General features: G+C 64.1%; 18 protein-coding genes. 10 read left to right on the top strand and 8 right to left on the bottom strand.

Features of this window, described 5'->3' with window-relative positions; translation table 11 throughout:
• Nucleotides 1-92 precede the first annotated feature (92 nt).
• Nucleotides 93-1,784, bottom strand: a complete 1,692-nt coding sequence (locus tag EGJ09_RS06360; RefSeq protein WP_125923467.1) for a flavin monoamine oxidase family protein — start codon at nucleotides 1,782-1,784, stop codon at nucleotides 93-95.
• A gap of 209 nt (nucleotides 1,785-1,993) precedes the next feature.
• Between EGJ09_RS06360 and EGJ09_RS06355 the strand changes: the two genes are divergently transcribed.
• The 3 genes from EGJ09_RS06355 to EGJ09_RS06345 all read left to right on the top strand — a co-directional run bounded on the left by EGJ09_RS06355 (nucleotide 1,994) and on the right by EGJ09_RS06345 (nucleotide 4,861).
• Nucleotides 1,994-2,485 (top strand): hypothetical protein, encoded by a 492-nt coding sequence (locus tag EGJ09_RS06355; RefSeq protein ID WP_115273422.1) that lies wholly within the window; start codon nucleotides 1,994-1,996, stop codon nucleotides 2,483-2,485.
• Nucleotides 2,486-2,563: 78 nt separating this feature from the next.
• Nucleotides 2,564-3,970: an adenosylmethionine--8-amino-7-oxononanoate transaminase gene (locus tag EGJ09_RS06350; protein ID WP_125923466.1), complete on the top strand. Its 1,407-nt coding sequence runs from the start codon at nucleotides 2,564-2,566 to the stop codon at nucleotides 3,968-3,970.
• Between the two features lie 171 nt (nucleotides 3,971-4,141).
• Entirely contained in the window at nucleotides 4,142-4,861 is a 720-nt protein-coding gene (locus EGJ09_RS06345; protein WP_115273420.1) for a 16S rRNA (uracil(1498)-N(3))-methyltransferase, read from the top strand.
• Here EGJ09_RS06345 and EGJ09_RS06340 read toward each other — a convergent pair.
• From EGJ09_RS06340 to EGJ09_RS06310, 7 genes are read right to left on the bottom strand one after another with little or no spacing between them, the layout of a single operon-like run.
• Nucleotides 4,858-5,475 (bottom strand): hemolysin III family protein, encoded by a 618-nt coding sequence (locus EGJ09_RS06340; protein WP_125923465.1) that lies wholly within the window; start codon nucleotides 5,473-5,475, stop codon nucleotides 4,858-4,860. The two genes, EGJ09_RS06345 and EGJ09_RS06340, sit on opposite strands and share 4 nt — an antisense overlap.
• 57 nt (nucleotides 5,476-5,532) lie before the next feature.
• Nucleotides 5,533-5,994, bottom strand: coding sequence for a chemotaxis protein CheW (locus EGJ09_RS06335; RefSeq protein WP_012312419.1), 462 nt, complete (start codon nucleotides 5,992-5,994; stop codon nucleotides 5,533-5,535).
• A complete protein-coding gene (locus EGJ09_RS06330) occupies nucleotides 5,987-10,870 on the bottom strand; it encodes an Hpt domain-containing protein (protein ID WP_115273418.1) in 4,884 nt (1,627 codons plus the stop codon). Before EGJ09_RS06330 ends, EGJ09_RS06335 begins: the two co-directional genes overlap by 8 nt.
• 9 nt (nucleotides 10,871-10,879) lie before the next feature.
• Nucleotides 10,880-12,904 carry a methyl-accepting chemotaxis protein gene (locus tag EGJ09_RS06325; RefSeq protein WP_218176341.1) on the bottom strand — a complete coding sequence of 675 codons (2,025 nt, stop codon included), beginning with the start codon at nucleotides 12,902-12,904 and terminating at the stop codon, nucleotides 10,880-10,882.
• A 47-nt stretch (nucleotides 12,905-12,951) separates the two neighbouring features.
• A complete protein-coding gene (locus EGJ09_RS06320) occupies nucleotides 12,952-13,506 on the bottom strand; it encodes a chemotaxis protein CheW (protein ID WP_046785027.1) in 555 nt (184 codons plus the stop codon).
• On the bottom strand, nucleotides 13,503-13,868 hold the full coding sequence (gene pilH / locus EGJ09_RS06315) for a twitching motility response regulator PilH (protein WP_012312415.1): 366 nt from the start codon (nucleotides 13,866-13,868) through the stop codon (nucleotides 13,503-13,505). Before pilH ends, EGJ09_RS06320 begins: the two co-directional genes overlap by 4 nt.
• Nucleotides 13,869-13,915: 47 nt before the next feature.
• On the bottom strand, nucleotides 13,916-14,317 hold the full coding sequence (locus tag EGJ09_RS06310; RefSeq protein ID WP_039602038.1) for a PleD family two-component system response regulator: 402 nt from the start codon (nucleotides 14,315-14,317) through the stop codon (nucleotides 13,916-13,918).
• A 241-nt stretch (nucleotides 14,318-14,558) separates the two neighbouring features.
• Between EGJ09_RS06310 and gshB the strand changes: the two genes are divergently transcribed.
• The 7 genes from gshB (at nucleotide 14,559) to EGJ09_RS06275 (ending at nucleotide 20,471) form a co-directional block, all read left to right on the top strand.
• Nucleotides 14,559-15,512 (top strand): glutathione synthase, encoded by a 954-nt coding sequence (gene gshB, locus EGJ09_RS06305; protein WP_125923464.1) that lies wholly within the window; start codon nucleotides 14,559-14,561, stop codon nucleotides 15,510-15,512.
• A 146-nt stretch (nucleotides 15,513-15,658) separates the two neighbouring features.
• Complete coding sequence (locus EGJ09_RS06300) at nucleotides 15,659-16,561, top strand: energy transducer TonB (RefSeq protein ID WP_046785026.1); 903 nt, start codon at nucleotides 15,659-15,661, stop codon at nucleotides 16,559-16,561.
• Between the two features lie 61 nt (nucleotides 16,562-16,622).
• Complete coding sequence (locus EGJ09_RS06295; protein ID WP_046785025.1) at nucleotides 16,623-17,192, top strand: YqgE/AlgH family protein; 570 nt, start codon at nucleotides 16,623-16,625, stop codon at nucleotides 17,190-17,192.
• Nucleotides 17,192-17,617 carry a Holliday junction resolvase RuvX gene (gene ruvX, locus EGJ09_RS06290; RefSeq protein WP_012312410.1) on the top strand — a complete coding sequence of 142 codons (426 nt, stop codon included), beginning with the start codon at nucleotides 17,192-17,194 and terminating at the stop codon, nucleotides 17,615-17,617. Before EGJ09_RS06295 ends, ruvX begins: the two co-directional genes overlap by 1 nt.
• 49 nt (nucleotides 17,618-17,666) lie before the next feature.
• A complete protein-coding gene (gene pyrR / locus EGJ09_RS06285) occupies nucleotides 17,667-18,185 on the top strand; it encodes a bifunctional pyr operon transcriptional regulator/uracil phosphoribosyltransferase PyrR (protein ID WP_046785024.1) in 519 nt (172 codons plus the stop codon).
• A gap of 13 nt (nucleotides 18,186-18,198) precedes the next feature.
• The gene (locus tag EGJ09_RS06280; protein ID WP_012312408.1) at nucleotides 18,199-19,203 is read left to right on the top strand and encodes an aspartate carbamoyltransferase catalytic subunit; all 1,005 of its coding nucleotides are present in this window, start codon (nucleotides 18,199-18,201) and stop codon (nucleotides 19,201-19,203) included.
• Complete coding sequence (locus EGJ09_RS06275) at nucleotides 19,200-20,471, top strand: dihydroorotase (protein WP_046785023.1); 1,272 nt, start codon at nucleotides 19,200-19,202, stop codon at nucleotides 20,469-20,471. The genes EGJ09_RS06280 and EGJ09_RS06275 overlap by 4 nt, the downstream gene beginning before the upstream one ends.
• Nucleotides 20,472-20,561 lie beyond the last annotated feature (90 nt).

Here is a 20,561-nt window from a genome sequence, read left to right as displayed (position 1 = left end):
ATTAAGGAAACATTAACGATAGCGGGTAATTCCAGGTTGTCAGCCCTGGCCCTGCCGTCCGCTTGACGGTGACAGGGCCAGGCGATCACCCATCAGCCAGCCTTGGCCTGGGAGTGGGTAACGGCCTGTGTTTCAGGCTCCGATTTGGCTGGGGCCTTTTTTGCCTCGACAGGCGCCGGAGCAGCCTTGGCTTCGGGCTTGCCAGCGCTGCCGAACAGCCGCGAGAAGAAACCAGGCTTGTCCACCCGCGCCTCCTCGGCCTTCACCGGCTCGGCTTTGGCAGGTGCCTTTTCGGCGTTGTCTTCTTTATCGGATGACCCACCAAACATGTTGGAGAAGAACCCACCTTTGTCCTTCTGCGACCCAGCAGTTGCCGCTACCGGGGCAGCTTTTACAGGGTCGAACGACTTGCCGGCCAGCAGGTCCTGCACCTGGCTGGCGGCACGCTGGCCACTGCGCAGGGCACCTTCGAGGGTGCCTGGGTACAGCGCGTCGGTGTGCTCACCGGCAAATGCAATGCGTTGCACCGGGCGCTCCCACAGGCGCCAGTACTTGCTGATCTGTCCGGGGCCAAAAGCCAGGTAAGCACCGCCAGTCCCGGCGTCGGCGCTGTAGCGCTTGACCTCATAACCGGTGAACGCGCCACGGGCCTTTGGATAGAAGGCATGCAGGCGGATCAATACCTGGTCGACCATCTGTTTGTCACCGAAGGCCTGTAGCAGACGGGCGTTGTCACCCGACAGGTTGATCACCACGTTGGCGCCACCTTTGAGTGCTGGCTCGATCCATAGCATGCCAAGGCCTGCGTTGCTGAAGATTTCGCCAGACATGCGCGCGCGGCTTTCCCAGACTGGCTGCTTGAATTTGAGCAGCAGCTGATCGCGCCAACCATAGTTGGTGCCCCTCAGCGCCGCGACGTGCTGGGTGTCCAGGGCCGGAGTGATCTGGATCTTGGCCAGAGCACGCAGCGGTACGGCCATGACCAGGTAATCGGCCTGGTAGCTGGCGCTGCCAACCTTGACAGTGACCCCGCTGCGGTCCTGGACGATGGAGGTGACTGGCGAGCTGGTCTTGATGGTTTTCAGCTGCTTGACGAAAGCCTGGGCCAGTACCGGGCTGCCACCAGGCAAGCGGGCGGCACGCAGGTCACGGTCGCTGACGCCGCGGTAGACACGGCTCTGCTGGGCGAAGTAAAGCAGTGAGAGACGCGACGGTTCATCGTAGCGGGTACGGATCTGCTGGTTGATCAGCTGCCGTGCAGTGCTGGGCAACTGCAGCTTGTCGAGCCAGGTGGAAACGTTCATCTGGTCGAGGGCGAACAGCGTACTGGTCGCCTGTGGCTTGAGCGGGTCATCGATCGAACGGGCCAGGTCATCGAGGGTCTTCTCGTAGCGCTTGAGGGCTTGGGCGGTAGCCGGCTGCCTGGTAGCCAGGTCGCTGGCGCTGAAGTACTCACCGTCGATCAGATACCCGGGAGTGCGTACGAACTCAGGCGCGGGCAGTGTTTCAAGCTTGAAACGCTCGAGGTACTGGTTGAGCACCGGCTGAGCCTTGCTGTTGCCGACCCACTCACTGGTGGCCAGGCCCGAACGGCCGCCCATGCCCGCCTTGGCTTCCAGCAAGGTCACCTGCCACCCCTTGCTCTGCAGCTCGTAGGCTGCAGTCAGGCCTGCCAGGCCGCCACCCACCACGATTGCCGAAGGTGCCTTGTCCTTTGCCAGCGCGGCGCCGCTGGACACACCGATCAATACCAACGCGCACAGGCGCACCCAAGCAGCAGCCATGATGGCGAACTCCGAGTTGACGTTACAGAAATGGGAAGAGGCAAAGACGCCCCGAGATGATGCGTTAAGAATACGTCAGGTATGCCGACCCTGCCACCACAGCGCCATCAAGTCCTTTTGGCAACTGGCATTTTTGTCAGTAGACGAGCCTGCTGCCCTTGCGCAACGCTGGTCCGGGTGACTGGAAAAACCGACAAAAGGAACTGCGCATGACCTATGAGGAGCATTTTGCCCACATCAAAAGGCAGCTCCTGTGGCACAAACAAACGTTACTGACGCCCTCAGGCTTGCGTATCCGCAGCAATGGCACTTCATGGGCCGGTGTTCATGAAGCCTTCAAAGGTGAAGATGGCACCGAGCTGGTGATTGGCGAGCAGAGTGAAGTGGAAATCAGCTTCAGCCAGGAAGTCGAAAGCCTACGCCTGGAATGCTACGTCGTCAGCGACCAGCATTTCGAAGATGTGACAATGCTCATGGATACCGAGGGCTTCGATTGGGACGGGATTGCCCCGACCCCGCACAATTTTTACTGGCTGACGCTTTCGGGCAGCGGATACACCGAGTTCATGCCTGGCCATTTCTGCACTCAACCCTGCTACCAGCACCTCCCCGGGCCGTTTCGACGCCTGACCATCTCCACCTCCAGAGCCGGCACCGTGCATATCCGCAAGCTCGAGTGGACCCGCACCTGTCGTCATTGACCCGCAGCGGTTGTCCTGCCTCCCGGCATTGCTTAGGCTTACGCGGTCAAACATGCCGTAACGCCAGGAGAAGTGCCAATGGGCCTCAATGATCAGTGGATGCAGCGTGACCTGAAGGTCTTGTGGCACCCCTGCACCCAGATGAAAGACCACGAGCAGCTTGCGCTGATCCCGATCAAGCGCGGGGAAGGCGTGTGGCTCGAGGACTTCGAAGGCAAACGCTACCTGGATGCGGTCAGTAGCTGGTGGGTCAATGTGTTTGGCCACGCCAACCCGCGCATCAACCAGCGCATCAAGGACCAGGTCGACCAGCTGGAGCATGTGATCCTCGCGGGCTTCAGCCACCAGCCGGTGATCGAGCTGTCCGAGCGCCTGGTCGCGATGACGCCTGCCGGTCTGGACCGGGTGTTCTATGCTGACAATGGCTCGTCGTGCATCGAAGTGGCGCTGAAAATGAGCTTCCATTACTGGCAGAACATCGGCAAGCCGGCAAAAAAGCGCTTCGTCACCCTGACCAACAGCTACCACGGCGAGACCATCGCCGCCATGTCGGTGGGCGATGTGCCACTGTTCACCGAGACCTACAAGGCGCTGCTGCTCGATACTATCAAAGTCCCCAGCCCGGATTGCTACCTGCGCCCCGAGGGCATGGGCTGGGAAGAACATTCGCGCAACATGTTCGCAGCCATGGAACAGACCCTGGCCGAACACCACGAGACCCTCTCGGCGGTAATAATCGAGCCGTTGATCCAGGGTGCAGGCGGCATGCGCATGTACCACCCGGTCTACCTCAAGCTGCTGCGCGAGGCTTGCGACCGCTATGGCGTGCACCTGATCCACGACGAGATTGCCGTGGGCTTTGGGCGCACCGGCACGATGTTCGCTTGTGAGCAGGCTGGCATCCGCCCCGATTTCCTGTGCCTGTCCAAGGCGCTGACCGGCGGCTACCTGCCGCTGGCCGCGTGCCTGACCACCGACACGGTGTACCAGGCGTTCTACGACGACTACCCGACCCTGCGCGCGTTCCTGCATTCGCACAGCTACACCGGCAACCCGCTGGCCTGCGCGGCGGCCCTGGCGACCCTGGACATCTTCGAACAGGACAACGTCATCGAGGCCAACAAGGCGTTGTCCGCACGCATGGCCAGCGCCACTGCGCACCTGGCCGATCATGCCCATGTTGCCGAAATCCGCCAGACCGGCATGGCCCTGGCGATCGAAATGGTCCAGGACAAGGCGGGCAAGGTCGCCTACCCGTGGCAGGAGCGCCGCGGCCTGAAAGTGTTCGAGCATGCCCTGACCCGCGGCGCCCTGCTGCGCCCGCTGGGCAGCGTGGTGTACTTCCTGCCGCCGTACGTGATCACGCCCGAGCAGATCGACTTCCTTGCCGAGGTGGCCAGTGAAGGCATCGATATTGCCACGCGAGACAGCGTCAGCGTGGCGGTACCGGCAAACTTCCACCCCGACTTCCGCGATCCGGGCTAACAGCACAGCAATCGCAACGCCTTGTAGGAGCGGCCTCGCGTCGCGAACGGGCTGCACAGCAGCCCCAAGGATCAGCAGCGCCGCCAAATGACCGGAGCTACTGTGCGGCCCTTTGGTGACACAAGGCCGCGCCTACAAGGACGATGTCCAACCTTCTTCCTGAGCAGAAACATGAGACTGTCCCGCTTCTTCATCGACGCCCCCCTGAGCCTCGGCGAGCACGACCTGCCCGAAGCCCAGGCCCACTATATCGGCCGCGTACTGCGCATGGCCCCCGGCGCTGCCGTGCAACTGTTCGACGGCAGCGGCCAGGAATACCTGGGCCAATTGCTCGAAGTGGGCAAGAAGACCGTGCGCGTCAGCCTCGACCAGGCTGTTGCCGGCCAGGCCGAGTCGCCATTGCACATTCATCTCGGCCAAGGCCTTTCCCGCGGCGAGCGCATGGACTGGGCCATCCAGAAGGCCACCGAACTGGGCGCCAATGAAATCACCCCGATCGTCAGCGAACGCTGCGAAGTGCGCCTCAAAGACGAGCGCGCCGACAAGCGCCTCGCCCACTGGCGCCAGGTCGCGATCAGCGCCTGCGAGCAATGCGGCCGCTCGACGCTGCCGATCATCCACCCACCGGTGACCTTGGCCGACTGGATCAAGGGCAGCGATGCTGACCTGAAACTGGTCTTGCACCCTGTCGCAGAGCCGCTGACCAGTCATGAAAAACCGGCACGCCTGGCGTTCCTGATTGGCCCCGAGGGTGGTTTGAGCGATGCCGAAGTCGAACAGGCCAAGGGGGCAGGCTTCCAAGCTGCCCGTCTTGGCCCACGCGTGTTGCGCACTGAAACAGCGCCGGTGGTGGCCCTTTCGGTGGCGCAACAGCTGTGGGGCGATTTTTAACGCACGTAGAGCGATACCGCCACGAAGTGCATCAGGCTGCCAGCGATGACGAACAGGTGCCAGATGCCGTGCCAGTGGCGGAATCGGCTGTCAAATGCGAAGAAAATGATGCCCACGGTGTAAAACACACCACCCGCCGCCAGCCAGGCAAAGCCGGCGGTGCCCAGGCTTTGCAGCAGCGGCTTGACCGCCACCAGCACGATCCACCCCATCACCGCATAGATGATGATCGATAGGACCCGCGCCTCCGAGCGTGGCTTGATTTCCTGCAGCATGCCGATCACCGCCAGCCCCCAGACCACCCCGAACAGGCTCCAGCCCCAAGGCCCGCGCAGGCTCACCAGGCAGAAGGGTGTGTAGCTGCCGGCGATCAGCAGGTAGATGGACAGGTGATCGAGCTTGCGCATGATCACCTTCGCCCGGCCGCGGGTGCTGTGGTAGAGGGTCGAGATGCTGTAGAGCAGCAACAGCGTGCCGCCGTAGATGGAGAAGCTGACGATCTTCCAGGGGTCGCCCTGCAGGCCTGCAGCGACGATCAGCCAGATGGCGCCGATGCAGGCCAGAACGGCACCGACCAGATGGGTCCAAGCGTTGAAGCGTTCACCGTGATACATGCAAACACAGACCTCCCAAGCACCTGCAAGGTTCAAGCTGCAAGCTTACAGCTTCAGTCATTGCAGCTGCGCGTCACGCACCAGCCTTTCCAGCCCAACCAAGTCTGGCACCCGTGCCACCTGCTCGCCCACCTGCACAGCCGCCAATTCCAGGCTACCCAGCGCCACATCCACATAATTGAGCTGGCTGTCGAGCTTGCACGAGCGTGGAATGTCCTGCAGCAACACCGCCAGATATCGCAGCCCGGTATCGCCCAAAGCGTTCAGCACCACGATACGCGCCCGCTCGCCGCACGGAGTTTCACCACCGCACGCTGCCTCGAAGCCGATCAGCGGCAGGTGCTGCTGGCGCCAATCGATCCACCCCAGGTGCCAGGCCGGCTCGGCACGCTGGCACACCAGGTTGCGCTGGCCGATCAGCTCGGCCACCGCCACATTGGGCAACACCAGGGTTCGGTCGCCCAAGGGCAACAGCAGGCCGGTCAGGCTGCTGCGCTGGCCTGCGATCAACTCAAGCATGGGTTTGGCTCCAATGGGCGATACTCTGCAGAAGCACCGACTCCTGATACGGCTTGCCCAGGTAGTCGTTGACGCCGATGGCCATGGCCCGGTCGCGGTGTTTCTGCCCGGTGCGCGAGGTGATCATGATGATCGGCAGGTCTTTGAGGCGCTCGTCGCGACGAATGCGGGTGGCCACTTCAAAGCCATCCATGCGCGGCATTTCGATGTCCAGCAGCAACACATCCGGGCGGTGCTCCTCCAGCAACGCCATGGCATCGACACCGTCCTTGGCCGTCAGCACGCTCATGCCATGGCGCTCCAGCAGGCGGCTGGTGACCTTGCGCACGGTCACCGAATCGTCCACCACCATCACCAGCGACGCCCGGCGCGGCGCCGGGCCGAACAGCGTGCGCTGCACCCCGCTCCCCCCCGGCAGCCGCGCCAGGCGACGCTGTTGGCCGCGCAACTGGCCAAGCAGATCAAGAATCAGTACCACCCGACCATCACCGAGCAGGGTCGCGCCGGACAACCCAGGCACGGCGGCGAACTGCGGGCCAAGGCTCTTCACCACAATCTCGCGGCTCGGCGACAGGCTATCGACCTGAATGGCGAACGACTGTTCCTGCGAATGCACCAGCAACACCGGCAATGGCACGCTCTGGCCCAGAAGGCTTGGCCGTGGCAGGCCTTGCAGCAGCTCGCCCAGGTAGCGCAAATCGTATTCATGGCCAGCATAGCCATAGCGCGGCACATCCCGCTGGTAACAGAGAGCCAGCTCGGCCGGCGGCACGCGCACGATACCTTCGATGGTGTTGAGCGGGATGGCATATTGCTCCTCACCCAGGTGGACCATCACCGCACGGTTGATCGACACGGTGAACGGCAGGCGAATCAGAAAGCGCGCACCTTTGCCCTGCGCCGACTCGATACTCATCGAGCCGCCCAGTTGCTTGACCTCTTCGTGCACCACGTCCATGCCCAGCCCACGCCCGGAAATCTGGGTGATCTTCTCTGCGGTGGAAAACCCCGGGCGCAAGATGAACTGCAGTATCTCGTGGTCGCTCAGGTGTGCCTGGGGGTCCAGCAGGCCACGCTTGATCGCCTTGCGCCGCACAGCCTCCAGCGGCACGCCGGCACCGTCGTCGGTCATCTCGATGACGATATCGGCCCCCTCATGGAGCAAATTCAGCTGGATGGTGCCCAGCTCAGGCTTGCCGGCAGCCAAGCGCGCTTCACGGGTTTCAAGGCCATGATCGACAGCATTGCGCAGCATGTGCTCCAAAGGTGCAACCATACGTTCGAGCACACTGCGATCAAGCTCACCTTCGGCATTGCCGACCACCAGTTCGACCTGCTTGCCCAACTCGCTGGCCACTTGGCGCACCACCCTCTGCAGGCGCGGCACCAGGCGCTCGAACGGCACCATCAACGTAGCGGTGAGGCCTTCCTGCAACTGGCTGTTCACCCTCGCCTGCTGCTGCAGCAGGGCCTGCGCCTCCTGCGCGCGCTGGGCCAACGTCTCTTTCAGGTCAAGCAGGTCAGAAGCCGATTCGAACAACGCCCGTGACAATTGCTGCAACTGGGAATGGCGGTCCATTTCCAGCGGGTCGAAGTCCTCGTAGGCGTCACCTTCGAACGGCTGACGGCTGCTGATTCGCCCTTGGGTTTCCATATCCAGGCGCAGCAACTGGTCGCGCATGCGCTCCAGGGTGGTTTCCATCTCGCTCAAGGCGAACTGGGCGTCATTGACCTGTTGCTCGATACGCCCACGGATGACCGAGTGCTCACCCGCCAGGTTGCCCAGGTCATCGAGCAGTTCGGCGTCCACCTTGACCAGGTCACCGGGGGCCCGCTCCGGCGTAGCGGCAGGTGCGTCGGCAGGTGCAGCCCCGGCCGGGGCCTGCCCGGCAGCGCTGTCGGTCAGGGCGGCGCTGCTGAAGTTGCGGATGTAGTCGATCAACGCGGTAGCCGCATGCAGCGGCTGCCCCAGGCGCACAGCGTCAAGCATGTGCGCCAGGCGGTCATGGCAGTTCTGCAACAGAGCGAACAACGGGGCACCAGGCGGCAAGCGCCCGGCAGCCAGCAGTTCGTACAAGAACTCCAGTTCGTGGGCCAGGTCGCCGATGGCGGCGATTTCCACCATGCGCGCCCCGCCCTTGAGCGTGTGCAAATCACGCAGCAGGTTGTCCACCTCGGCGCTGTTGCGCGGGTCGGCCTGCCAACGCGCAAGCGCGGCGGCGGCACTTTCAACAATGTCAGAGCTTTCTTCGAGGAAGACTTCAAGCAGCTCCTTGTCGCCCGGGTTTTCGGCCTCTTCGGCCAACGCCGGGGGACCATCAAGGCGCGTGACCGACCCGGGTGCCACCAGGCCGGTAGCATCGGGTGCCAGTGCGTCGTCCAGCAAGCCACGCAAGCCGTCGATGCAGGCTGGGCGGGCGGACGGTTCCTGGCCGGCAGCGATCTCGTCGAGCATGTCGAGAAGTACCCCATGGGCTTGCCGTGCCTGGGCGAAGAAGCGTTCATCAGCAGCAAGGCTGCCCTCTTCCACCGCGCCATACAGGTCCAGCAACGCTTCGCAGACATCGTCCATCTGCCTCAGGTCGGCCAGGTGCGCACCGTGACAGAGGGTGGTCAGCTCATCGAGCAAGCTGTCCAGCGACTGGCGTTGCCCAGGCTGCTCCTGCCAGCGCGACAACAGGGCCTCGGCATCCAGCAGAATGTCCATCGACTGGGCGAGGAAGCTGGCGATCACCTGTGGATCACGCTTGCCCCGGCGCCCATGCTGCGGCTCCTCATGCAAGCTGGCCAAGCGCATGTCCACGGCCTCACCGACCTGCTCGATCAACTGCGCCGCGCCCGGAATGGGAGCCAGCGGGCTGCTGCCCAATTGCGCGAGGCCCAGGTGCAACAGTGCGCGCGCCGCTTCCAGCCATTCCAGCTCGGCCATTTGCAAAGGCAAGTGGTGGCCCCGGTATTCGCGTACCAGCCGGTCGAACGCGGTGGCCAGCTCGGCGATCGGCAAAACGCCGGCCATCGCAGCGCTACCCTTGAGGGTATGCAAGGCGCGTTGCAGGGTGTCGCTGACATCGGTGTCATGGCCCCCGGCGCCCTGCAGAAATGCCTCCAGGCTGGCCAGATGGCCCTGCGCTTCATTGCGGAATATGTCCAGCAACAGCGGATCGAGGCCATCGATTTCGGCACCTGCCGGCGAATCGTTTTCCGCCAGCGCATGCAGATGGCTCGCCAGCTGCTCGATCTCGGTCACCTGTGGCATCTGGCCGGCGGCAAAGTCAGCCAGCAGGTCGGGCAAATGAACCACGACCTGCTGCAGGGCCACCACACCCTCCGGGGCCAGCGCCATACGCCCTTCCAGAACCCGGTTGAGCAGGTGCTCACCGCCCCAGGCCAATTCGGCAACCGCCTGGGCATGGACCATCCGGCCACTGCCTTTGAGCGTATGCAAGTCCCGGCGCACCTCCAGCAAGGCATCCCGCAGGCTGTTATCAGCGCGCCAGCGCAACCAGTGCCGCTCGATCTGTGGCAGCAGCTCGCCGGCCTCTTCAAGGAAAACCTCGCGCAACTCGTCATCAACCCCGTCGGTACTGCCGTCCTGGGCAATGACGCCAAGCGAGCATCGCACACCGAGCGCCGCCAGGCTGGCGCGCGCCCTGTCGAGGAAAGGTTGGGCATCGGCAAGAGGGTCGGCCACCCGCCATTGCAGGTAACACTCACTGGCGCTGAGGGCATCGGCCAGGTGGTCAAGCTCCTCCGGCGGCGGCTCGACGTCCAGGTGCTGCAACCAGCCGTGCACGTAACCTGCACAACCGGCCAAGACTTCGGCAGCGGCCGGCAGCATCAGCATCGCCAACGCCCCTCGCACTTGCTGCAGCAACCCCGGCAGTGGTTGCAGGCGCTGACGCGGCCAACCGGACTCCAGGCAATCTCCGATCAGGTCTTTGGCCTGCTGCAACACGTTCATCGACTCGTTCAACACCAGTTGGCGAATCTCGGCCAGGTCCGAGCCGGGCAAGCCGCCCTGCCCGCCCTGCTCCAGCGGGCCGACCATGCCATTGAGGCTCGCCTCCACATACAACAAGGCGCCCGCCACATCCATGAGTGCGGCGTCATCCGCCACGCGTTCACCCTGGGCCAACGCCTGCAGGGCCAGTACCTGATCGATGATGACCCGCCGAGGCTGCTGAAAGCCCAGGACCGCAAGGGTATCGGCTACATGACGCAAGGGGGCCAACAGGGCGTCCAGCTGTTCGCTGTGCTGACGATCCCCGCGTACGAACTGGTCCAGACGCTCCTTGATACGCATCAGGTCGTCGCACAATGCGCTGATCACCGAACGCAGGGCGTCACGCCCAGGCCCTGCCTGAACCTGCTCACGCCAATTGCCCAGCGACAGGTCTAGATTGGCCAGGTCGTCCGAGCCTGCAAAGCGCTGCGCCGCACCACTGACCAGGCTGCCTTGAGCCAAGGGCTCTACCCCCCTGCAAGCCCGCAACTGGTTAAGCAGCGGCAGCATGACCAACGGCAAGTCATGCCGCGCTCCGCGCAGCCGCTCCAGGTACGAGGGCAGTTGCTCAAGGCCGCGGAACAGCGGGCCCAGGCAGTCGCCGCGGGGGCTGACCTGGCCCTCGGCCAAGGCCCTGGCCAGCAACTCCAGCTCTTCGGCCAGGCGCGTTGCACCGCGCAGTTCGAGCATGCGCAGGCAGCCGTGAACCTGGTGCAGGTTATCCACCACGAACGCCAGCATGGACAAATCGTCCGTCTCCCCGGCAAAGCGCTCAAGGGCCTGGCGTGCCTGGCCCAGGCAATCGAGGATGGCCGCCTTGGTCCAGGCCAGGGCGACGGTATCGTGGCGCTCGGGGCTTACTGCTGCAGCCATCATGACTCCTCAGCGCCGCTCGGCAGGTGCAGGCAGGGTGAAACCGGACACGGAGCGGCGCATCTCGCTGGCCATTCGCGCCAGGTGGCGGATACTGTCGGCGGTTGCGCCGGAGCCAGCGGAGGTCTGCGCGGTAATCTGCTGGATCACCGACATGGTGTGGGAGATCTGCCCTGCCGAAGAGGTCTGCAACTGGGCGGCGTCGGAGATGCTGTGGATAAGTTCGGCGAGGTTCTGCGACACCCCCTCGATTTCGGCCAGCGCCACCCCGGCGTCCTGCGCCAGGCGTGCACCGCGCACCACCTCGGCGGTGGTCTGTTCCATGGATATCACTGCCTCGTTGGTATCGGCCTGAATGGTGCGCACCAGTGCCTCGATCTGCCGTGTCGCCGAAGACGAACGCTCAGCCAGGCGCTGGACTTCATCGGCCACCACGGCAAACCCTCGGCCGGCCTCTCCCGCCAGCGAGGCCTGGATGGCGGCATTCAATGCGAGAATGTTGGTCTGATCGGCAATGTCGTCGATCAGGCTGACGATGTCGCCGATTTCCTGGGAAGACTCACCCAGACGCTTGATCCGCTTGGCGGTGTCCTGAATCTGCTCACGGATGTTGTCCATGCCGTTGATGGTGTTATGCACCACCTCGTTGCCCTTGTTGGCGATCGCCACCGAACGCTCGGCCACCTTGGCCGATTCGTAGGCATGCGCGGAAACCCGGTCGATCGATTCGACCATGTCACCCACCGCCTCGGAAGCCTCGCTGATCTGTTCGGCCTGGTGCTCTGAAGCTTTGGCCAGCTGGCGGGCAGTGTTTTGCGTGTCCTGCACTGCGGCAGCCACTTGCTCGGCGCTGTGGTTGATGGTGGCCACCAGGTCGCGCAATTGGTCGACGGAATAGTTGATCGAGTCGGCGATGGCACCGGTGAAGTCCTCGGTCACCGACACGGTCACGGTCAGGTCACCGTCGGCGAGCTCCTCGATCTCATCGAGCAGGCGCATGATCGCCTGCTGATTGCGCTCATTCTTCTCGGCGGTTTCCTGCAGTTGACGATGGGTTGCCCGCACCATCACCAGGCCGATCAGGATGATCGAGGCCAGCGCCAGCAGCCCCAGAACATACCCGCCCACAGTATCGAGGGTACGCCCGGCTGCCAGGTTCTCGAAGCCGTTGGCAAGGTGCGAGGCTTCGTCGAGCAATGTTTGCGAGAGGCTGAAAATGTTCCCGGCCGCTTCGCGAACGCGGAACAGCTCGGGCGAGGTTTCGAGGATTTCATCGACTGAACCGGCGACGAACTGGAACAGTTCGGCGATTTCGGCCAGGCGCGCACGTGCGTCGGCATCCTCGACGCGTGTCACCTGAATCGCCGGGTTGCCCGCCAGCATGCCTTCGAGCACCTGACCAAACCGGCTGGCATCGCGGCCGAAGGCATCGGCGGCCTGGGCGGCTGCGTCGTCGCCAGCCAGCACCGTGTTGACCGACCCCAGAATGCGTTCTGCGAGCAGCAACTGGCGCTGGGCCACCACCACCTGGCTGGCCGGAGCCCCACTCTGCAGCAAGACCTCCACAACCTTCTCGTACTCGACCTGTAGCTGCGGTACGGTTTCGGCCAAGGTCGCCGCCACCTGATGCAGCGATAGCACGGTCTGCTCGCTGGCCAGGATGATATCGGTGTCCTTGCGCAGGTTTTCCCAGTCCTGGCGCACCGCTTCCATTTCATCCTTCACGGCGGCGGGCGCCGCTGGCAGGCCAGTGGACTTGTCACCTTCGCGCAGGTAGCTCCAGCGCTGCTCGAAATCGTTGCGCGCATCCGAAAGCAGCTTGAAAGCCAACGCCTTGCCGGTTGCAGCCTCGGTGGCATTCTTGGCGATGCGCTGCGACAGCACGCGCAGCTCGCCGGCATGGCCGATGTACTGTTTGTCGTGATTGGACTGGGTGTTGAGGTACGCAAAATTGGCGAACAGCAGGATGATCGAAAGGATCAGCACCACGAACAGCACAGTGATCTGAGCGATGCTGCGCGTGCGCGGGGTCATGCTGGTAGGGGCGACATTGGTGGCCGGCTTGTTCACGTTCGAATGTCCTATAGCGCCACGTCGAGAAAGCCCGGCGCCTGGGCCAGGGCGAAGGGGCTGAAGATGGCCCAGTTGCGCTCACGCGGGAAATGCCCCTGAACGAACCGTGCAGCGGCGCGAATCAGCGGCTGTGGCGGCGCAAGTTCCAGGGTATCCAGGGCAAAATGCTGCAGGCCGAGCACTTCGTCCACCAGCAGGCCGACGAACAGGTCCTCATGGTCCAGCACCAGCACGCGCCGCTGCTTGCCCGTTGCCGCGGGACCGAGGCCGAAAAAGCTGCTCAGGTCCATCACCGGCAACAACCTGCCGCGCAGGTTGGCTACCCCGCAAACCCAAGGCTGTACGCCCGGCACCCGACTGCTGCGTGGCTCGCGCGACACTTCGGCCACCTCGCCCATCGGCGCGACGAACCACTGCCCGGCAACGCGAAAACCGATACCGCTCCATTGCTGCAGGCGCGTGTCCTGCGGCGGCTGGTCGGCAACCAGCAGTCGGCATCGCCGGTCGATGTCCAGCAACAGCTCGAAGGCGGTCAGCGACGCGCCTTGGGGGCGGGTGGTCAAGCGCCCAGCACTTCGTTGAGCTTGGCGATCAGGGCGTGTTCTTCCACCGGCTTGGTGACGAAGCCACGCGCACCCTGGCGCTGCGCCCAGATACGGTCGGTTTCCTGGTCCTTGGTGGTAACGATGAGCACAGGAATTGCGCTGGTTTCCGGGTCCTTGCTCAATTGCCGGGTGGCCTGGAAGCCGTTCATGCCGGGCATGACGATGTCCATCAGCACCGCGTCGGGCTTTTCCTGGCGGGCCAGGGCCACAGCGTCAGCGCCGTTGTTGGCCTTGAGCACTTGGTGGCCATGCTTTTCGAGCCACTCGGTCAATCTGTACATCTCTGTCGGCGAATCGTCGACAATCAGAACTCGGGCCATGCTGTTTCCCCATCAGGAAAATAAAAACCACGCCACCTCGGGCGTGGTCAGGGTGCGTGTTGTTCGTGCGCGGCGAACCCGGGCACGTGGGCCCTGATCGCGTCGAGCAGTTCTTCCTTGCTGAATGGTTTGGTCAGGAACTGATCGGAGCCGACTACCCGCCCGCGCGCCTTGTCGAACAGGCCGTCACGCGACGACAGCAGGATGACCGGGATGTCCTTGAAGGCACTGTTGTGCTTGATCACGGCGCAGGTCTGATAGCCATCCAGGCGCGGCATGAGCACGTCGACGAAGATGATCTGTGGCTGGTGGTCAACGATCTTGGCCAGGGCATCGAAACCGTCGCTGGCGGTGATCACCTCGCAGCCTGCTTCACCGAGCAACATCTGCGCAGTGCGGCGGATCGTGCGTGAATCGTCGATCACCATCACCTTCAGGGGTTGTTCCATAGATGCCTACCAGAAAAAATTGAGCTGCAAGATGCAAGCGTCAAGCTGCAAGAAAAGGCGGACTGGCACATGGCTGGCTTTTCTTGAGGCTTGTAGCTTAAGGCTTGCAGCTCATTTTTAGCACACTCCGGGTGGCCATTCCATCTACCGCGCCCCTTGACCCGCGGCGTTCGCGGCGCCACCCTGAGCCACTTTTCTTTCGATTCGTCGCGGCTACCCGCCGCCAAGAGGAACCACCCCCATGAGCGTTCGCCTCGGCATTGTCATGGACCCCATCGCGTCCATCTCCTACAAGAAGGACAGCTCGCTGGCCATGCTGCTGGCCGCTCAGGCCCGTGGCTGGAGCCTGTTCTACATGGAACAGCGCGACCTGTACCAGGCCGAAGGCAAGGCCCGCGCGCGGATGCGCCCACTCAACGTGTTCGCCGACCCGGCGCGCTGGTTCGAGCTGGGCGAAGAGCAGGACAGCCCGCTGGCCGAACTGGACGTGATCCTGATGCGCAAGGACCCGCCGTTCGACATGGAGTTCGTCTACAGCACCTACCTGCTGGAGCAGGCCGAAGCCGAAGGCGTGCTGGTGGTCAACCGCCCACAGAGCCTGCGTGACTGTAACGAAAAACTGTTCGCCACCCTGTTCCCGCAATGCACGCCGCCTACCCTGGTGAGCCGCCGCCCGGACATCATTCGCGCCTTCGCCGCCCAGCATGGCGACGTGATCCTCAAGCCCCTGGACGGCATGGGCGGCACCTCGATCTTCCGCCACCGGGCTGGTGACCCCAACCTGTCGGTCATTCTCGAAACCCTGACCGCACTCGGCGCCCAGCAAATCATGGCCCAGGCCTACCTGCCGGCCATCAAGGACGGCGACAAGCGGATCCTGATGATCGACGGCGAACCGGTCGACTACTGCCTGGCGCGCATCCCGGCCAGCGGTGAGACACGCGGCAACCTGGCCGCAGGCGGGCGTGGCGAAGCACGCCCGCTGAGCGAGCGTGACCGCTGGATTGCTGCCCAGGTCGGCCCGTCCCTGCGTGCAAAAGGCCTGCTGTTCGTCGGCCTTGACGTGATCGGCGACTACCTCACCGAGATCAACGTCACCAGCCCGACCTGCATCCGCGAGATCGACGCGGCCTACAACACCGATATCGGTGGCAAGCTGATGGATGCCATTGATCGCCAGTTGAAGGCGCGCTGACCGCCGACGCGGAGCAAAAGCGCAGAGTGGGGTATGATGCGCAGCCGCAAGCTTCAAGCTGCAAGCCGCAAAAAAAGCCGGCCTGCACCAACCTGCCCTTACTTGCAGCTTGCGGCTTGTAGCTTGTAGCTGACTGTGGATACCTGATGACGCTGCCCGCCGACATCCCCGCCGACCTGCTTCCACCCCGCGTTCGCCCGGTGGACCGGCTTGGTTTTACCCTGTTCCTGGCTGCCCTGGTGCACCTGGCGCTGATCCTCGGCGTGGGCTTTACCGTGGTCAAGCCGGCTGAAATCCGCCAGACCATGGATATCACCCTGGCCACCTTCAAAAGCGAGAAGCCGCCCGAGAAGGCCGATTTCCAGGCCCAGGCCAACCAGCAAGGCAGCGGCACACTGGAGAAGAAGGCGGTACCCACCACCACTGAGATCGCGCCGTTCCAGGACAGCAAGATCAACAAGGTCACCCCGCCGCCGGCGGCAAAACCTGAGGTGAAACCGCCGCCTGCGCCGCAAAAATCCGCCGTGGCCACCCAAGCCCCCAAGGCGCAGAAGGTCGAGCCCAAGCCAAAGGAAAGCAAGCCGCAGCCCAAACCGGCCGCAACGCCAGATTTCGACAGTTCGCAGCTGTCGAGCCAGATCGCCAGCCTCGAGGCCGAGCTGTCCAACGAACAGCAGATGTACGCCAAGCGCCCGCGCATCCACCGCCTGAACGCCGCCTCGACCATGCGCGACAAGGGCGCCTGGTACAAGGAGGAGTGGCGCAAGAAGGTCGAGCGGGTGGGCAACCTCAATTACCCCGACGAAGCACGCCGCCAGCAGATCTACGGCAACCTGCGGATGATGGTGTCGATCAACCGTGATGGCTCGCTCTATGAGGTGCTGGTGCTCGAGTCGTCCGGGCAGCCGGTGCTGGACCAGGCCGCCCAACGCATCGTGCGGCTGGCGGCGCCGTTTGCGCCGTTTACCGGCGACCTGGCGGAATACGACCGACTGGAAATCATCCGTACCTGGCGGTTTGCCCGTGGGGATCGGCTTTCCAGTAACTGAGCTGCAAGCTGCAAGCTCGAATGCCTTGTCAGCCTCGCCACCTGGCGCCACACTATCCCCCATGAAAAACCTCGCCCCGAGCTACCTAAAGCATCAGTTCCTGATCGCCATGCCGCACATGGCCGATCCGAACTTTGCCCAGACCCTCACGTACATCGTCGAGCACAACGCCAATGGCGCCATGGGCCTGGTGGTCAATCGACCTCAGGAGCTGAACCTGGCGGACATTCTCGAGCAGTTGCGCCCGGACGAGGAACCGCCGGCCAGCACCCTGCAGGTGCCGATCTACCAGGGCGGCCCGGTGCAGACCGACCGCGGCTTCGTACTGCACAGCAGCGAATGCAGCTACCAGGCCACTGTCGAGCTGCAAGGCCTGTCGCTGTCCACCTCGCAGGATGTGCTGTTCGCCATCGCCGAGGGCGTAGGGCCACAAAAGAGCCTGATCACCCTGGGCTATGCCGGCTGGGAAGCCGGGCAACTGGAGGCGGAACTCGCCGATAACGCCTGGCTGAACTGCCCGTTCGATGCGGACATCATTTTTGGCCTGGCCAGTGAACAGCGCCTGGGGGCCGCAGCCGCCAGCCTGGGCATCAACCTCAGCCTGCTGACCAGCCAGGCGGGCCACGCCTGATGGCCGAGCTGCGCCTGCTGCTGGGCTTCGACTACGGCAGCAAACAGATCGGTGTGGCCGTCGGCCAGGTAGTGACCGGCCAGGCACGTGAACTGTGCACGCTCAAAGCGCAGAATGGCGTGCCGGACTGGGCCCAGGTGGAAAAACTGATCAATGAGTGGAAGCCCGATGCCATCGTTGTCGGCCTGCCATTGAACATGGACGGCACGCCAAGCGAAATGAGCGCCCGCGCCGAAAAGTTCGCCCGCCGCCTCAACGGCCGTTTCAACCTGCCGGTGCACACCCACGACGAACGCCTGACCACTTTCGAGGCCAAGGGCGAGCGCATGGCCCGCGGCGGCCAGCGCGGCAGTTACCGTGACAACCCGGTCGATGCCATCGCCGCGGCCCTGCTGCTGCAAGGCTGGCTGGAGGCCAATACCTAATTTTCCGCTTTGCCGTCGGGCCAACCCGGCGCCCTCCAGGAGACACGCAATGAGCCTACCCAATCCCGCCGATCTGATCCGGCAGATGGCTGTCGACCTTCGCGCCCATCTCGCCCGCCGCGGCATCACCGAGCCGCGTTACATCGGCATCCGCACCGGCGGCGTCTGGGTAGCCCAGGCCCTGCAGCAGGAACTGGCCGATGCCAGCCCGCTGGGCACCCTGGACGTGTCGTTCTACCGCGACGATTTCAGCCAGAACGGCCTGCACCCTCAAGTGCGCCCGTCAGAGCTGCCGTTCGAGGTCGAAGGCCAGCACCTGGTGCTGATCGACGACGTGCTGATGAGCGGCCGCACCATTCGCGCCGCGCTCAACGAACTGTTCGATTACGGCCGCCCGGCCAGCGTGACCCTGGTCTGCCTGCTTGACCTGGACGCCGGCGAACTGCCGATCCGCCCCAACGTGCTGGGTGCCACCCTGTCGCTGGCGGCCCATGAACGGGTAAAATTGACCGGCCCCGCACCGCTCGCACTCGAGCGCCAGGACCTCGCCACCGCTTCCGCCCTTTAAGAGTCCACTCGCGATGACGCCAATCGACGCCAAGCGCCCGCTGCAGCTCAATGATCAGGGCCAGCTGCGCCACTTTCTCTCGCTCGACGGTTTGCCCCGCGAACTGCTCACCGAGATCCTCGACACCGCCGACTCGTTCCTCGAAGTCGGCGCACGGGCCGTCAAGAAAGTCCCGTTGCTGCGCGGCAAGACCGTGTGCAACGTGTTCTTCGAGAACTCGACCCGCACCCGCACCACCTTCGAACTGGCCGCCCAGCGCCTGTCGGCCGACGTGATCAGCCTGAATGTGTCGACCTCCTCGACCAGCAAGGGCGAAACCCTGTTCGACACCCTGCGCAACCTCGAAGCCATGGCCGCCGACATGTTCGTCGTGCGCCACTCCGACTCGGGTGCCGCGCACTTCATCGCCGAGCATGTATGCCCGGATGTCGCGGTGATCAACGGCGGTGACGGCCGCCATGCGCACCCGACCCAAGGCATGCTCGACATGCTGACCATCCGCCGCCACAAAGGCAGCTTCGAGAACCTGTCCGTGGCGATCGTCGGCGATATCCTGCACTCGCGTGTGGCCCGCTCCGACATGCTCGCGCTCAAGGCGCTGGGCTGCCCGGACATCCGCGTGATCGGCCCGAAAACCCTGATCCCGATCGGTATCGAGCAGTACGGCGTGAAGGTCTACACCGACCTCACAGAAGGCCTGAAGGACGTCGATGTGGTGATCATGCTGCGCCTGCAGCGTGAACGCATGGCCGGCGGCCTGCTGCCCAGCGAGGGTGAGTTCTACCGCCTGTTCGGCCTCACCACCGCGCGCCTTGCCGGCGCCAAGCCGGACGCCATCGTCATGCACCCGGGGCCGATCAACCGCGGCGTGGAGATCGAGTCGGCGGTGGCCGACGGTAAGCATTCGGTGATCCTCAACCAGGTCACCTACGGCATCGCCGTGCGCATGGCGGTGCTGTCCATGGCCATGAGCGGGCAGAACACGCAACGTCAACTCGACCAGGAGAACGCCCAGTGACCCTCAGCATTCTTGGCGCCCGGGTCATCGACCCCAAGAGTGGCCTGGACCACGTCACCGACCTGCACCTGGACGGTGGCCGCATTGCCGCCATCGGCGCGGCCCCGGCTGGCTTCAGCGCCAGCCGTACAATCCAGGCAGATGGCCTGATCGCCGCACCCGGCCTGGTCGACCTCGGTGTATCGCTGCGCGAGCCGGGTTACAGCCGCAAGGGCACCATTGCCAGTGAAACCCGCGCCGCCGTGGCCGGAGGCGTCACCAGCCTGTGCTGCCCACCGCAGACCAAGCCGGTGCTCGATACCTCGGCAGTGGCCGAGCTGATCCTCGACCGCGCCCGCGAAGCCGGCAACAGCAAGGTCTACCCCATCGGCGCCCTGACCAAGGGCCTGGAAGGCGAGCAACTGGCCGAACTGGTCGCCCTGCGTGACACCGGTTGCGTAGCCTTCGGCAACGGCCTGAAAGAAATCCCCAACAACCGTACCCTGGCCCGTGCCCTGGAATACGCTGCCACCTTCGACCTGACCGTGGTCTTCCACTCCCAGGACCGCGACCTGGCCCAGGGCGGCCTGGCCCATGAAGGCGCGATGGCCAGTTTCCTCGGCCTGCCCGGCATCCCGGAAACCGCCGAGACCGTTGCCCTGGCGCGCAACCTGCTGCTGGTCGAGCAGGCCGGCGTACGTGCGCACTTCACCCAGATCACCAGCGCCCGTGGCGCGCGGCTGATCGCCCAGGCCCAACAACTCGGCCTGCCAGTGACCGCCGATGTGGCGTTGTACCAGCTGATCCTCACCGACGAGTCGCTACGGGAGTTCTCAAGCCTCTACCACGTGCAGCCGCCACTGCGTAGCGCCGCCGACCGCGATGGCCTGCGCGAAGCGGTCAGATCGGGCGTGATCCAGGCGATCTCCAGCCATCACCAGCCGCACGAACGCGATGCCAAGCTGGCCCCGTTCGGTGCCACCGAGCCCGGTATCAGCAGCGTCGAACTGCTGCTGCCATTGGCCATGACGCTGGTGGAAGACGGCCTGCTCGACCTGCCGACCCTGCTCGCCCGCCTGACCAGCGGCCCGGCGGCCGCCATGCGCCTGCCGGCGGGTGAACTCAAGGTCGGTGGCTCGGCGGACCTGGTGCTGTTCGATGCCAAGGCCTCGACGGTTGCCGGCGAGCAGTGGTACTCGCGCGGCGACAACTGCCCGTTCATCGGCCACTGCCTGCCCGGCGCGGTGCGTTACACCGTGGTCGACGGGCACGTTTGCCACGAGGGCTGAGTAAGCACACCGCTCGCTGTAGGAGCGGCCTTGTGTCGCGAAAGGGGTGCGAAGCAGCCCCGGGAATTTCCGAATAGTGCCGGGATCTTG

This window comes from Pseudomonas sp. p106, assembly GCF_003936645.1.
GTDB lineage: Bacteria > Pseudomonadota > Gammaproteobacteria > Pseudomonadales > Pseudomonadaceae > Aquipseudomonas > Aquipseudomonas putida_E.
This window is presented reverse-complemented; position numbering and strand designations above follow the sequence as displayed.